The organism is Streptomyces sp. NPDC050121 (assembly GCF_044460385.1).
Lineage (GTDB): Bacteria > Actinomycetota > Actinomycetes > Streptomycetales > Streptomycetaceae > Streptomyces > Streptomyces soliscabiei.
This window is the reverse complement of sequence record NZ_JBITJV010000014.1, coordinates 1-13,121: the sequence shown is the minus strand read 5'-3', so window position 1 is coordinate 13,121 and position 13,121 is coordinate 1. Positions and strand designations below refer to the sequence as shown.

Annotated in this window: 15 protein-coding genes and 2 pseudogenes; 10 read left to right on the top strand and 7 right to left on the bottom strand. The window is 70.6% G+C overall.

Annotation, left to right across the window (positions count from 1 at the left end):
* Positions 1-38 precede the first annotated feature (38 nt).
* Entirely contained in the window at positions 39-335 is a 297-nt protein-coding gene (locus ACIBTS_RS21980; protein WP_399321431.1) for a hypothetical protein, read from the top strand.
* A 51-nt stretch (positions 336-386) separates the two neighbouring features.
* Here ACIBTS_RS21980 and ACIBTS_RS21975 read toward each other — a convergent pair whose 3' ends face one another.
* Positions 387-1,490 carry a hypothetical protein gene (locus tag ACIBTS_RS21975; RefSeq protein ID WP_399321430.1) on the bottom strand — a complete coding sequence of 368 codons (1,104 nt, stop codon included), beginning with the start codon at positions 1,488-1,490 and terminating at the stop codon, positions 387-389.
* A 267-nt stretch (positions 1,491-1,757) separates the two neighbouring features.
* On the opposite strand from ACIBTS_RS21975, the gene ACIBTS_RS21970 reads away from it, so the two are divergent.
* From ACIBTS_RS21970 to ACIBTS_RS21955, 4 genes are all read left to right on the top strand, one after another.
* Positions 1,758-1,985, top strand: a complete 228-nt coding sequence (locus ACIBTS_RS21970; protein WP_399321428.1) for a DUF1918 domain-containing protein — start codon at positions 1,758-1,760, stop codon at positions 1,983-1,985.
* A 581-nt stretch (positions 1,986-2,566) separates the two neighbouring features.
* Positions 2,567-3,232: a CBS domain-containing protein gene (locus tag ACIBTS_RS21965; protein ID WP_399321426.1), complete on the top strand. Its 666-nt coding sequence runs from the start codon at positions 2,567-2,569 to the stop codon at positions 3,230-3,232.
* Positions 3,233-3,246: 14 nt separating this feature from the next.
* Positions 3,247-4,020 (top strand): HAD-IC family P-type ATPase, encoded by a 774-nt coding sequence (locus ACIBTS_RS21960; protein ID WP_399321424.1) that lies wholly within the window; start codon positions 3,247-3,249, stop codon positions 4,018-4,020.
* 34 nt (positions 4,021-4,054) lie between these two features.
* On the top strand, positions 4,055-4,915 hold the full coding sequence (locus tag ACIBTS_RS21955; protein ID WP_399321423.1) for a CBS domain-containing protein: 861 nt from the start codon (positions 4,055-4,057) through the stop codon (positions 4,913-4,915).
* Positions 4,916-4,933: 18 nt separating this feature from the next.
* On the opposite strand, the gene ACIBTS_RS21950 is transcribed toward ACIBTS_RS21955, so the two are convergent.
* The 6 genes and pseudogenes from ACIBTS_RS21950 to ACIBTS_RS21925 all read right to left on the bottom strand — a co-directional run bounded on the left by ACIBTS_RS21950 (position 4,934) and on the right by ACIBTS_RS21925 (position 8,913).
* The gene (locus ACIBTS_RS21950) at positions 4,934-5,179 is read right to left on the bottom strand and encodes an acyl carrier protein (protein WP_399321421.1); all 246 of its coding nucleotides are present in this window, start codon (positions 5,177-5,179) and stop codon (positions 4,934-4,936) included.
* 2 nt (positions 5,180-5,181) lie between these two features.
* Positions 5,182-6,168 carry a 2-oxo acid dehydrogenase subunit E2 gene (locus ACIBTS_RS21945; protein ID WP_399321718.1) on the bottom strand — a complete coding sequence of 329 codons (987 nt, stop codon included), beginning with the start codon at positions 6,166-6,168 and terminating at the stop codon, positions 5,182-5,184.
* 165 nt (positions 6,169-6,333) lie between these two features.
* Positions 6,334-7,160, bottom strand: a pseudogene (locus tag ACIBTS_RS21940) (alcohol dehydrogenase catalytic domain-containing protein); the annotation flags it as partial.
* Positions 7,161-7,329: 169 nt separating this feature from the next.
* Positions 7,330-7,497 carry a hypothetical protein gene (locus ACIBTS_RS21935; protein WP_399321745.1) on the bottom strand — a complete coding sequence of 56 codons (168 nt, stop codon included), beginning with the start codon at positions 7,495-7,497 and terminating at the stop codon, positions 7,330-7,332.
* Between the two features lie 26 nt (positions 7,498-7,523).
* Positions 7,524-8,029: pseudogene (locus tag ACIBTS_RS21930) on the bottom strand (gluconate kinase); the annotation flags it as partial.
* A 14-nt stretch (positions 8,030-8,043) separates the two neighbouring features.
* Positions 8,044-8,913, bottom strand: a complete 870-nt coding sequence (locus tag ACIBTS_RS21925) for a universal stress protein (RefSeq protein ID WP_399321420.1) — start codon at positions 8,911-8,913, stop codon at positions 8,044-8,046.
* A gap of 213 nt (positions 8,914-9,126) precedes the next feature.
* Between ACIBTS_RS21925 and ACIBTS_RS21920 the strand changes: the two genes are divergently transcribed.
* The 5 genes from ACIBTS_RS21920 to ACIBTS_RS21900 all read left to right on the top strand — a co-directional run bounded on the left by ACIBTS_RS21920 (position 9,127) and on the right by ACIBTS_RS21900 (position 12,969).
* Entirely contained in the window at positions 9,127-9,948 is an 822-nt protein-coding gene (locus tag ACIBTS_RS21920; RefSeq protein WP_399321419.1) for a universal stress protein, read from the top strand.
* Between the two features lie 211 nt (positions 9,949-10,159).
* On the top strand, positions 10,160-10,708 hold the full coding sequence (locus ACIBTS_RS21915) for a hypothetical protein (protein ID WP_399321417.1): 549 nt from the start codon (positions 10,160-10,162) through the stop codon (positions 10,706-10,708).
* Positions 10,709-10,747: 39 nt separating this feature from the next.
* Complete coding sequence (locus tag ACIBTS_RS21910) at positions 10,748-12,139, top strand: nicotinate phosphoribosyltransferase (protein WP_399321415.1); 1,392 nt, start codon at positions 10,748-10,750, stop codon at positions 12,137-12,139.
* 11 nt (positions 12,140-12,150) lie between these two features.
* Positions 12,151-12,438, top strand: a complete 288-nt coding sequence (locus tag ACIBTS_RS21905) for a DUF1876 domain-containing protein (RefSeq protein WP_399321413.1) — start codon at positions 12,151-12,153, stop codon at positions 12,436-12,438.
* An 84-nt stretch (positions 12,439-12,522) separates the two neighbouring features.
* Positions 12,523-12,969: an Hsp20/alpha crystallin family protein gene (locus ACIBTS_RS21900; RefSeq protein WP_399321412.1), complete on the top strand. Its 447-nt coding sequence runs from the start codon at positions 12,523-12,525 to the stop codon at positions 12,967-12,969.
* Positions 12,970-13,121 lie beyond the last annotated feature (152 nt).

Here is a 13,121-nt window from a genome sequence, read left to right as displayed (position 1 = left end):
AAAGGGGGGCCCGCATTCACGAAGGAAGGCTGATCAGCATGGTCCAGACATCATGGACGACGAAAGGCGTCTTCGCCGGGCACGGCGGCGCCCGTACCGACGAGGCTGGGATCGTCACCGGCGACCTGACCGTGCACACCACCTGGGACGGCAGGCAGGCCGATGTGGCGGTCCAGTACAGCGGCACTTCCCAGTGGTTCACCCTGTCCGGAAGCCCGGTGCCCTGCCCTTCCCGGGAGGACAGCCGGCGCCTGCACCAGGCGGCGGTGGAAGCCGTGCGGGCGGGCGGAGGCGCGACCGCTCCGCAGTCCCACCCGCTCGGGGGATATGCGTAAGGACCGGCGTTCAGCGAGTACCCAGAGTTCCGCCGCTCCCCGGAAGCCAGTTCACGCACGGGACGCGGGGTCGGCGTAGCGCAGCAGTACGCCCACGCCTTCAATCAGCCGCATCTGCTGCTCGGGTACCACGACGAGTTCGCCCCGTGTGCCGACCAGGGCGCGGGCCAGTGCCGCGTCGGCCCGCTCCTTGCGTACATCCCGGGCGCCGTAGGAGCGCAATTCCTCTTCGCTGAGGGCGAGTTGGCCGGGTTCCGGGCCGACCCAGAGGTGGAGCGTCGACTCGGGGTGGTCGTTGAGGAAGAGGACCTTGACCCGGCCGCGTTGGAGGGCTGATACAGCGGCGGAAATGCCCTCGGCCGTTGCTCCGTCCCGGGCCCGCTGTGCAAGGAAGGTATCCAGCAGCGCCCGGTCGTGCGCGGCCATGCGGCCGCTGAAGAAGCTTTCGAGTCGCTGCTCCAGCAGCGCCCGTCCCGGCACGGACTCGCCGACGCCTCCCACCGTGGAGACCTGCCCGAGCAGGGAAGCGGGAAGCCGCCGGACGAGGATGCCGCGGGCCCATACGTCTCCCGCGACGACCACCGCCTCGACGTCGATGCGCCGTGCGTGACCCTCCAGCTCCCGGCCGATCTCCCCGGCGGCGTTCAGCCAGTCGGTCGCCGGGATCTCCTCGTGGACGCGGTGCCCCGGCGTGACCCTGGTCAACGGCCAGGTGCCGACCTCGGCGTCGATGCGCACGATGTCGGTGGCGTCCGTGGAGTGGCGGCCGCTGTAGTGCACGTGCACCGCAAGGTAGGGGATCCCGGGCGCGTGCTGGACGATCAGCGGCATGGTGTCAGGCAGGGTTCCGAAGTGCGCCGTGTCCCGGGTGGGCGGGGCGGGCAGCTCGTCCAGCAGAGCAAGTCGTCCGTGGGCGGTGAACACGGCCTGACCGTGGATGCCGGGGACGTCCGCATCGCTGCCCACGGTGCCCGCCACCGCGGTGATGGAATCCCGGTCCGCCCCCTCGGCCGCCAGGGCGTCCCGAAGATGCCGCCAGCGCAGTTCCATGGCGGTATCGGGGTCGTCGATGGCGGCGTCGCGGGACGTGTCCAGGTAGACGGACGCGAAGGGGCCGGGCTGCTTGTACAGAGGTTCGAGGAAGGAAAGTCTCATGGTCACTCCCGAGTGCGCTGTCGGCGCCACGGTGCCGCTGGAGCAAGACACGTTCGGGTTGGCGTGCCGCAGGCTCGTCCAACTCCAGGATGCGCCTGTCTGACGAGCCGTGCCCGCCTGCGGCACGACCTGCGCGACGCCTGACGCCGATCTGATCGCGGGGCCCCAGACCCCCGGAGGTGCCCGAACGGCCCTTCCGCGCGAGCCGACCGCCGGAGTCATCCTGAACGAAGACAGGAAAAACGGCAGGGAACGAGGTGAGCGACGATGCGGGCACATGAGGGTGACGTGCTGCGGTTCACCGGCAGAACCGCGGGAACGCCCGAACACCATGCCACCGTCGTAAAAGTGCTCGGCCCGAACGGCGAACCGCCCTATCGGGTGCGCTACGACGACAGTCACGAGACGGAGATCTTTCCCGGCCCTGGATGCGTGAACGAGACCCATCCGCCACAGGATGCCGCATTCGGACGTCCGCACGAGGAGAGGCGGTGACCGGGTTCGCCGGAGGCGGGAACCGGTCCACGCGATCTGTGTGCGGGGCCAGGCTGCCGCGGCGCCGGGCACCGCGAGGCGCGGCCGCGGTGGCGAGCGGCAGGGGGCTCGAGAACGGCCGCGAGTGGTTGCTGCTGCCACAGTCCGGCTGGAGGCGCGTATACACGATACGGGTGCGCCATCTGTTCGGCTGACAGGGCCGACCGCCACGGCCGCAGGCACGGCGGCTCCGTTGCGGCGGCTCGCGCTGAAAGGAGGATCACCCGCATCCGGCGGGTTCCAGTTACGCGGTGAATGGCTTTCAGCCGCTTCCCTCGCGCCTCAGATCCTCCATTTACGAGAACGCTTACTGAGGACCATGAATTCCTCAGATGATTCCGGGCCGACGATCGCCGAAAACTGCCCGAGGCGGACTTGGCCATTGCGTTGGGTCGGCGTTGCGCCCTCCGAATTCCCGGGATGCCTTCGACATTCGGGACCATCGGCCCGGAAGCAGCCGGACGCGGAAGGAGCACAGTGGAAGACAGGGGGACGAGAACCGGCGTCCACGCGACGCGCACACGCGGGAAGGAGCCGCGACGATGAGCGCCCAGCACATCACCGTCAGCGAAGTGATGACACGCGATGTCGTCACCGTCCGCCCGGACACCCCGTTCAAAGAGATCACCTCCGTCCTGTCCACCCACGGCCTCAGCGCCGTGCCCGTGGCCGACGAGCGTGGTGCGCCGATGGGGCTGGTGTCCGAGACCGACCTGCTGCGCAAGCAGGCCGAGCAGCCCGACAAGTACGGCAAGCAGGCAACTCCTCCCGGATGGCCGCACGAGAGGGCCAAGGCACGTGCGGAGAACGCCGCCGGGCTGATGACCACCCCCGTCGTCACCGCCCACGCCGACTGGCCGGTCGCCCAGGCGGCCCGGACGATGGACCGCCACCGAGTCAGGCGACTGCTGGTCGTGGACGACAAGGACCGCATCATCGGCATCGTCAGCCGCTCGGACCTGCTCAGCGTCTTCCTGCGCCCCGACGAGGAGATCCGCGAGGAAATACGCAACGACGTACTCAAAGGGATGCTGCGGCTGGGCGGAACGGAGGTGCAGGTCCAGGTTCACGACGGTGTCGTCACCCTGCGCGGCGAAGTCGACAACCGCAGCACCGCCCAGATCGCCGAACGGCTCGCCAAGGGCGTGGACGGCGTCGTCACCGTCAGGCCAATGATCGACTACACCGTCGACGACATGGTCGCGTAGGGGCGGACAGCGGTGTGAACCGAGTCCGGCCCGAGAACGGACGTACGGACACCCGCGTGGAGGGCTCGGCCGCACGGCAGACCGCTCCGGCGATCGGCGCCCTGATGTTCGCCGTACGGCTGCCCACCGGGGAATCGGCGGTGACCGTGTTCGTGTTCGCGCTCGGGGTGATGGTGGCGCTGGTGCCGGAGGGCCTGCCCGCGACGCTCTCGGTGTCGCTGGCGATCGGGGTGCGGCGGATGGCGCGCCGCCACGCCCTGATCAAACAGCTGCTGGCGGTGGAGGCGCTCGGGTCGACCACGGTGGTGTGCACCGACAAGACCGGGACGCTGACCCAGGCCGAGATGACCGTCACCCAGGTCTGGGCGGGAGGCGTGCCGCACCCGGTGAGCGGTGTGGGGTACGCCCCGAGCGGCGAAGTCGCCGACGCGGAGCCGGTGCGTGAACTGCTGCGGGTGGCGGCCCTGTGCTGCGACGCCCGGCTGGTTCCGCCCGACGGCCCCCGGGAACACTGGCGCGTGCTCGGCGACACCACCGAGGGGGCGCTGCTCGCCGTCGCGGCCAAGGCCGGGCTCGACCCGGGCGCGGAGGAGGCGGCGGCCCCGCGGGTGACGGAGTTCCCCTTCGACTCGACCCGCAAGCTGAGGACCACGGTGCACAAGAGCGGCGCCGGCTACCAGGCGTGCGTCAAGGGGGCGCCCGTGGAACTGCTGGCGCGGTGCACCACCCGTCCCGTGGGCGGGGCTGTTCGGCCCGGAGGTCCCACCCGCGGACCGATGCGAAACTGAGCGCGTAGGTGGACTGCGTCCCCGGGAGGCAGCCGTGAGCGACTTCGAGCACAGGTCCGCGGAGAAGGAAGCCCGCCGCGACACGCCAGGCCGCCCCTGGACACCCCGGGAAGAAGCGCGCCAGAACGTGCTGCACCGCTATCTCGCGGCGGTCGCCGCCGCCGCGTCGGCGAGGAGCGCCGAGGAGCCGGAGCACGCTCCCGGCGGAGAGAAGACCGAGCCCCCCGCCACTGCCGTACCCGAGCCGCCCACCCAGGGACCGGCCGTACTCCGGGTGCGGGACGTCATGCAGGTGCCGGCGGTCTCCGTCCCGGGCGACATGCCGTTCCTGGACGTGGCCCACACGCTCGCCCGCGAGCAGGTGGGCGCCGTACCGGTGGTCGATGCGGGCGACCATGTGATCGGAGTCGTCTCGGAGTCCGATCTGCTGGCCAAGGCCGCCGTCATGGCGGAACCGCGTCGGCACGGACCTGTCGGCAGGTTGCGGCAGCACCGCCTGTACGAGAAGAGCCACGGCGACACGGCGGCCACGTTGATGACTTTCCCTCCGGTCACAGTCCACCCGGCGCAGCGTGTGGCGGATGCGGCGTGGACCGCCGCTCACGCGCGGCTGAAGCGGCTTCCCGTGACCGACTATCAGGGCCGGCTCGTCGGTGTGGTGAGCCGCCGCGACCTGCTTGGGGCCCTGATCCGTGACGACGCCGAGATCCGGGCCGAGGTCGAGTCGCTGGTCGGCCGGTACCTGCTGGATCCGCGTGGTGTCCAAGTCGCCGTGGAGAACGGCGTGGTGACGATGAGGGGGAAACAGGACAAGGCTCTTGTCCCCGAACTGCTCGCATCGGTACGGGACATCGACGATGTCGTCGGCGTCGTCGACGACATCGAAGCGGTCTGAGCGTTCATCCGACGCCTCTCACTCCGTGTGGGCGATGAGGAAGTCGGCGCTGCCGGACAGCGTGGTGAGGTGGGGCGTGTCCTCGTCCTCGATGCGCACGCCTGACCGCTCGCTGAGGACCTCGACGAAACTCAGGAAGTCCAGCGAGTCCATCTCCAGCACGTCGCGGAACGCGTCGCCGGGGCCCAGGGCGGCGACGTCCGCGTCGGGGATGACGGTGGAGATCGAATCCCTGACCATGTCCAGTGCATCGGTTCGGTTCATCTTCACAGCTGCTCCGGGTTCTGCAGGAGGCGGTTGACCGCCGTGAGGTAGCGGGCGCCGACGGCACCGTCCGTCGCCCGGTGGTCCGCCGAGAGGGTCGCCGTGACCACCGGCCGTACGCCCAGCAGGCCGTCGACGGCGCACGGCCGGTCGACCACCCGCCCGAAGCCGACCAGGGCCACTTGGGGCGGGTAGATCACGCCGAAGACGGTTTCTACGCCCTGGTCACCGAGATTGGTGACTGTGATCGTCGCGTCGGACACCTCGGAACCGCGCAGCCTGCCCGTGCGGGCCCGGGCGACCACGTCCTTCAGGCCGGCCATCAGCTGCGCGAGTGCCAGGGTGTCGGCGTGGTGCAGCGCGGGAGCGATGAGTCCTCCGCCACGCAGGGACACGGCCACGCCGAGGTGGACGCTCTCGCCTGCGGTGAAGTGGTCGTCGGTCCAGAAGCCGTTGAGTTCGGGTACTTCCCGGGCCGCCAGGGCCGCCGCCTTGAGCAACAGGGCCGCGGGGAGCAGCCGTTCACCGACGGGACTTCGCCGGTTGTGCTCGTGCAGCCAGTCCATCGCGGCCGCCATGTCCACGACCGTGGACAGGTAGTAGTGGGGGATGTCCCGGTTGGCGCGGCTCATCAGGCTGGCGATCACCCGGCGCATGGCCGCCGCCCGGTCTTCGGAAGGGCGCGCGGCAGGACGTACGACCTTGGCACCCCCGGGCGGGCCCGGGGCCGACGGGCCGGGGGCGGCCCGGCGTACGTCCGCGGCACGCACGGCCGACCCTCGGCCCGTCCCCGTCACCGTGGCCAGGTCGACGCCCAGTTCGGCGGCGAGCCGCCGGGCGAAGGGGGTGGCCCGCACGCGCGGTGGCCAAGGAGCGGCTCGGGCGGCCGCCACCTGTTCGACATCGGTCCGGGTGACGCGCCCTCCGGGGCCCGAGCCGTGCAGGGTCTCGAGGTCGATGCCGCTGTGCTCCGCGAGATGCCGGACCAAGGGGCCGGCCTCGATATGGCCGAGCGGCGGACGGTGCCGACACCGGTACTGGGACCGGGGCGGGTTCGGGTGGAGAGGGGGAGATGTCGGTGCCGGGCCTGCGGATCGCGGCGTGGTCCAGGCCCACGGGGTCGGTGGGCGGGAGGAGTTCGCCGGAAACGTAAGCAGGGATTCGAGATGCAATGTGACCGGTTTGCCGTGCGCGCCGATGTTGGCGATGTGCCCCCCCTGTGCGGACGGCACGGGTGCACAGGACGAAGCCGTCCGGTTCACCCGATGCCTCAATGACCACGTCGGCACCGGGTCCCTCGTACAGTTCGGCGATCATCTTCCCCGGCAGCTCGGCGGCACCGGCCCCCACATGGAGCGCGGCCTCCAGCCGGGCAGCGGCCAGGTCCACCACGATGATCCGGCGGGGCGAGTACAGCCGCGCGATGATCACCGCAGCGAGGCCGACGTGGACCCGCTCCCACCACCACGACGGTGTCTCCCGGGCACACGTGTCCGTTCCGCACTCCGACCTCATAGGCGGTCGGGAGGACCTCGGCGAGCAGGACCGCGTCATCGAGCGGGAGGTCCCACGGCCGTCGGCGGGTGGAGTAGTCGGCGAAGGGCACTCGCACGAACTCGGCCTGGGTTCCGTTGATCAGATTCCCCAGGATCCATCCACCGCCCCCGCGGCACTGTCCTGGCGTGGTGTCGCGGCATGCCCTGCAGTGGCCGCAGGCCGAGACGGACGAGACGATCACCTGGTCCCCGCGGCGCAGGTCGTGGACTTCGCCGCCGACCTCCATGACCTCGCCGACGGCCTCGTGGCCGAGGATCGTCCCCGGCTTCACCTCGGGGAGGTCTCCCCGCAGGATGTGCAGATCACTGCCGCAGACGGTGGTGGCCTCGACGCGCACGATCGCGTCGGTCGCCTCCTCGATCGCGGGATCCGGGACGGTGTCCCAGGAGGTCTGTTCCGGGCCGTGGTAGAGGAGCGCTCGCACAGTATTCACTCCCTCGCTCCCTCACCTCCACGGTCCCCCCCCCGCAGGACTCCCGGGCAACACAGGCCGCCCCTGCTTCTCCCGGCGGACGACGAGCCGGCGACGGGGCGCTGCCGCGTCGTGGTGTCGCTCGCTCTCCCTGCCGGGGTCCACGCACCTCGGTCCCGCTTCATGCGGGGGCACCTCGGTCCGGTTTCATGTAAGGGCGGCGGAAGACCGGGGCCTGGCCGGTGCCCCTCGGGCGTACGGCTGCCAGTGCCTGGGCAACCGCGGACTCCAGCGGGCCGCTGGTGTCGACCGCGACGGCCTCGGGCCAGGGCGGTTCCCTGGCCGCCATGGCGGTGGCGATGCCGGGGCCGGCGTCCCCTGCTCAATACGCGTGTCGAACAACCGCTTGCGGCTGGCGAGATAGCGGCGCGCCAGCCGCTCCACCTCCGCCACCCCGTCGGGCACGAAGCCGTCGTCGGCCAATGCACGGACCTGCGTGAGGCCGGCCTCCCAACGCGAGGACAGCGCGTCTCGCGTGCCTTGTTCGTCCACGTCGCGGCTGCGGGGCGCCTCTGCGTGCCACGTGGCGAGCTGCCGGGCGACGGCCCGCAGGACGTCGTCGACGGCGGCGCCTTCTCGTAGCAGTAGGGAGAGGCGGCGGTCCGCCGGCATGCGGGCGCATCACCACGAGAGGTTCGGGTGCCTCCGTGTCGGGGCTGCGGATCTCGCCCAGGCCCAGGTAGACGTCAGGGGCGAAGCGGCGGTTGAGAGCGACTTGGCGTTCGCAGGCGGCCCGGCGGGCTGTGAGCGTGGTTGTAGTCCAGGAATCCCAGATCCACCGGCTTCTTGAGCTTTTTCCCGCGGAGGCCGGGCTCAGTCATGAGGAGCGACGTGCTCAGTCGTGAGGAACGACGGCGACGGGGCAGCGCCCGTGATGGATGGCGGCCTGCGCCACGGGACCCAGGTGGGGTGCCAGACCGGGACGGTGCTTGCGTCGGCCGACGACCAACAGCGCGGCGCCTTCGGCGGCCTGTACGACGGCCTTGGCGGGGGATGCGAGGCGGATGCTGTCGGCCACGTTCACTTGCGGGTACTTCTCGCACCAGGGGCGCAGCGCCTTGCTCAGCTGCTTCTGCGCGTCCTGTGTGATCTCTTCGGTGATGTCGTGGTCCACGCCCCAGGGCACGCGTGCGTGGAGCGGCACGCTTCGGCCGTGGACGGCCAGGAGTGGAGCACGCCTGGCGGCGGCGGTGTGGAAGGCGAAGTCGAGCAGGTCGTCGGAGGATCCGTGCAGTTTCAGAGCCACGACCACGCTGCTCGCGGGTGCCGGGGGTGGCTCTTCCTCCCGGGTTTCGGCGCGGACCAGTACGACCGGCCGCTCGGCCCGTGCCACGACGGGCATGCTGACGTCGCCCAGGAAGTAGCTCTCGACGGGCGCCAGCCCCCGGGAACCGAGCACGATCATCTCCGACTCCGACGCCGCCTGGATGAGGGCGTTCTGGGCGTCGTCGGCGACCAGGTTCCCGACGATGGACAGGCTCGGGTGACGTGCCTGGAGTTCGGACCGCGCGGTGTGGACGAGACGCTTCGCCCAGTAGTTCTGATCGACTTCCGAGGGGACGCGGGTCGGCTCCGGCGCCAGCAGCGGCCACGCGTGCAGCAGGCGCAAGGTGAGCTTGCGCTTCTCGGCCTCGTCGGCGGCCCAGCGGGCGGCGGCGAGACTCTCGGGTGAGCCGTCGAGGCCCACGGTGACGACTGGTTGCATGGCGGCGGCCTCCGTCTCGTAAGAAGCTGGAAAGGACGGTGGATGACGGTGACCGAGTCCGATGGCGTGGATGGTCCGGACTGGACGTCGCCTACAAGCCGAGCGTGGTGCGTTCTCTCCTTCGAGGAGTACCCCAATCCCCTCCGCTGCGCATGTGGACCTGTGGAGGAGGGGGCCGGAGACATGGATCCGGCACGAGAGGAGACAGGGACGGTGACGATTCCCCTGATGGTCGGCGTCGACGGGTCCGAGGCGAGCCTGGAGGCGGTGGACTGGGCCGCCGACGAGGCGGTCCGGCACGCGGTGCCGCTCCACCTTCTGCACGCGGCGGCGAGGGACCACGAAGCGTCCGAAGTGATCGGCGCCGCCTCGGAACGTGGCAGGCGGTGCGCTCCCTCGGTGCGGCTGTCGAGCGAGGTGCTGCATCAGGACGCGGCCTCCGCCCTGGTCGGCAAGGGTCGCAACGCCTTCGCGCTGGTGCTCGGATCCAGAGGGCTCGGAGACCTCGCCGGGATGCTCCTGGGCTCGGTCAGCCTGGCCGTGGCGGCACGAGCGGACTGCCCGATCGTCGTGGTACGCGGGGTGGCGGAACACCGGGATGCCCGGTTCGGGAGCGTCGTGGTCGGTGTCGAGGAGGGCGAGGGCAGCGGCACGGCCGTGCAGTTCGCGTTCCGCGAGGCCCATGTGCGGCGTTGCCAACTCGTGGCGGTGCACGCCTGGAGCGCACCCTTCGGTGCCTTCACCACGCCTCAAGCCCCGTCGTGGTACGCCCTGGAGGCCCACCGGCGCCCGCCGGCGCAGGTGCTCGACGACGCCCTGCGTGGCCCGGCTGAACAGTACGACGACGCCCCGGTGAGCCGACGGGTGATCGAGGGACCGACCCGCAAGGCACTGCTGGAAGCCGCAGCGGGGGCGGACCTGCTGGTCGTCGGCGCCCGCAAGCGACATGGGTACCTGGGCCTGCAACTGGGCCTGACCAATCACGCGGTACTGCATCACGCGCCGTGTCCGGTCGTGCTCGTTCCCCAGATATGACCGTGCCCGGCGACGGACCACGCCGACGGGCAGCCTTGTGAGGCCGGACGTCGGCCTCGCAGGGACTTTCGGCCCTGTGACCGAACTCCTCTGCCGTTCGATGGTGGGAGCAAGCGGTGGGGGAACGGACCAGCAACCTGCTGGAGGCCGACTCATGAGCGCACAAGGTTCGCCGTACACATCCGGTCCACCCCCGCAGCGCCAAGAGCACGTGTCAAAGCGGGCGAACCCCCTGAGACGTCCGTCCGACAGGTTCGAATCCTGGTTCCGCGGCTTCCTGCTACTCGTCCTCGTCCTCGGACTGCCGGTGGCCGCGCTCAGCGCGGGGCTGACGGCGTACGAGTCGTCGATGCGCACCGTGCACGCCCAGGCGGCGCAGCGACAGGAGATCACCGCTCGAGTGACGTCCAAGGTCAAGGGCGACACCGAAGTGGCGAAGCAGTTGGCGCAGGTCCGCTGGACCGACGGGAAAGGCACGGTGCGGACGGGAACCGCCCGCGTGACGTCGGGAACGCCCGACGGCGCCACCGTGCGGGTGTGGGTGGACCGGGACGGAAGCCTCGCCAGTCCGCCGATGAACGCCTTCAACGCGAGGACCACTGGCTGGTTCGTGGGCAGCATGACGGCGGTCGGCGTAGCCGCCGGGTTCTTCGCGGTGCGGGCAGGCGTGCTCCTGGTGCTGGACCGGAGAAGGTACGCGCAGTGGGATGCCGAGTGGGACCTGGTGGAGCCCCTGTGGTCCGCGCGCTTCCGCCGGTGACGGACGGGCGTCCGGGCGAAAGCCGAGGAGGTGACTCCCATGTCCGATGCGACGACCATCGATCTGTACGAAGTGACGATGGCCATGTCCTATCTGCGGGAGGGCATGACCGGCCCGGCGACCTTCAGCCTCTTCGTCCGCGATCTGCCTCCCGAGCGGGGCTTCCTGGTCGCTGCGGGGCTGGAGTCGGCCCTGGATTACCTGTCCGGCCTGCATGTCGGCCCCGAGGACGTCGACGCCTTCGCCTCCGCGCTGCACCGGCCGCCACGAGATCTGGAGCCTCTGCTCGGCCTGGAGTTCACCGGCAGCGTGCGGGCGGTGCCGGAGGGGCGGATCGTGCTCGCGGGAGAGCCCCTGCTGGAGGTGACCGCGCCTCTCCCGCAGGCGCAGTTGGCCGAAACGTACGTGCTCAACCAGCTCAGCCACCAGACCACGATCGCCTCGAAGGCCGCGCGCTGCGTGCTCGCCGCGGCCGGGCATCCGGTCGTGGACTTCTCGCTGCGGCGCACCCACGGCCCGCAGTCCGGGTTCCAGGCGGCCCGTCTCGGTGCGGTGGTCGGCTTCGCCGGGACCAGCAACGTGGCTGCGGCGACCGCCGTGGGCATCCCTGCCGTCGGCACAATGGCCCACTCCTTCGTGGAGGCGTTCGCCACGGAGGAAGACGCGTTCCGCGCGTTCGCACGCTGTCACCCCGGCCCGGTGACATTCCTGGTGGACACCTACGACACCGAGGAGGGCGTCCGCGTCGCGGCGCGCGTCCTGCGGGACCTGGATCGCGGTCCCGGCTGTGCCGTACGACTGGACAGCGGCGACCTCGGGGCCCTGGCGGTGCGAGCACGGGCCATCCTCGACAGCGCGGGCCTGCCGGACGTACGGATCATCGCCAGCGGCGGTCTCGACGAGTACGCCGTGGACGACCTGGTCCGCTCCGGCGCACCGATCGACGTCTACGCCGTCGGCACCCGTGTCGGGGTCTCGGCCGACGCCCCTTTCCTGGACTCCGCGTACAAGATGGTGGAGTACGACGGCCGGGCGGTGATGAAGTTCTCGTCGGCGAAGGTGACGGCACCCGGTCCCAAGCAGGTGTTCCGCCGCCCCGGCTGCGCCGACGTGATCGGTCTCGCCGACGAGCAACCACCTGACGACGGCGTTCCGTTGCTGGAGACGGTGATGCAAGGCGGCCGGCGCACCGGCAGGCGGCCCTCGCTCGACGAGTGCCGGGAGAGGTTCGCCGCGGACCTGGGTGAACTGCCGTCGGCGGCCCGCCGTATCCGAGCGCCGGTGGCGCCTCGCGCGACGGCCTCCGAGCGGCTGGACGCACTCACCGTCCGCGTCCGGCGCCGCATCAAGGAGCAGTTGTCGGCCGGCTCCGCACGGCCCTCGGTCCCAGCACGAACCGCACCCGGACCACATCGGTCCGTGCCGAGGTGAGGAGGACAGCGATGCCGCATACGGTGGATTGGAAGGTTCGTCTTTATCTCTTCGAGGATGACGAGGGAACGACGAAGGCACGCGTGATGCTGGACACCGGCAGCACGGCGCTCACCGGCTATGGGTCGGCGCACTGCCATCCGGCGGACGTGAACGTGCCGGAGATCGGCGACGAACTGGCCGCGGGCAGGGCCATGAACGACCTCGCTCAGCAGCTGCTGAACGCCGCCGAACGCGACATCGAAGGCATGGGCGTGCCCCGGCCGAGCACCCGTCAGGTCGCCGGATGGCCCATGTGACCGACGGCGGCACAGCAAGCCGCACGACCTCCCAAGTGTCCGGTGCCGGGGCGGAAGCCCGGCGAAAGTCAAGGAGGATCATCCATGGCACATCCCGTACGACCCCGAAGGGGCACGCTTCCGGCAGCCTTGCCCGACCTGGAGGACCTCCGGACCCGCATGGACCAGGTCATGCACGCAGCCTTTCCCCGTGGCCGTTTCGCGGCCGAACCGTGGGCGCCGCCGGCTGATGTCGAGGACACCGAGGACGCCTACCTGGTGGAACTGGAGCTTCCCGGTGTGAACAGGGACCAGATCACCGTGGAGGTCGCCGAGGGCGAACTCGATGTCCACGGTGAGGTCAGGCCGAGGGAACACACCGGGGTGGTCCGCCGGCACACCCGTCGCATCGGGCAGTTCGACTACCGCACGACCGTGCCGCCGAACGCCGACACCGAGCACATCAGCGCGGACCTGGCCAACGGAGTCCTCACGGTGAGGGTGCCGAAAATCGAGAAGGGGAAGGTGCAGCGCATCGAGGTCACCAGCTGAGCCGTGGCGGGACCGGCCGCCAGGATCCGTACCTGGTCCGGTAGGCCGGTGCCCGCTCCCCCGTTATGTTTTCCGCGGTCCTGCAAGAGGACCGCTGGCCTCCGGGCCCGGCATGACTGTTCCCCCCTGTCGAACGGATGACCTGGGGGGTG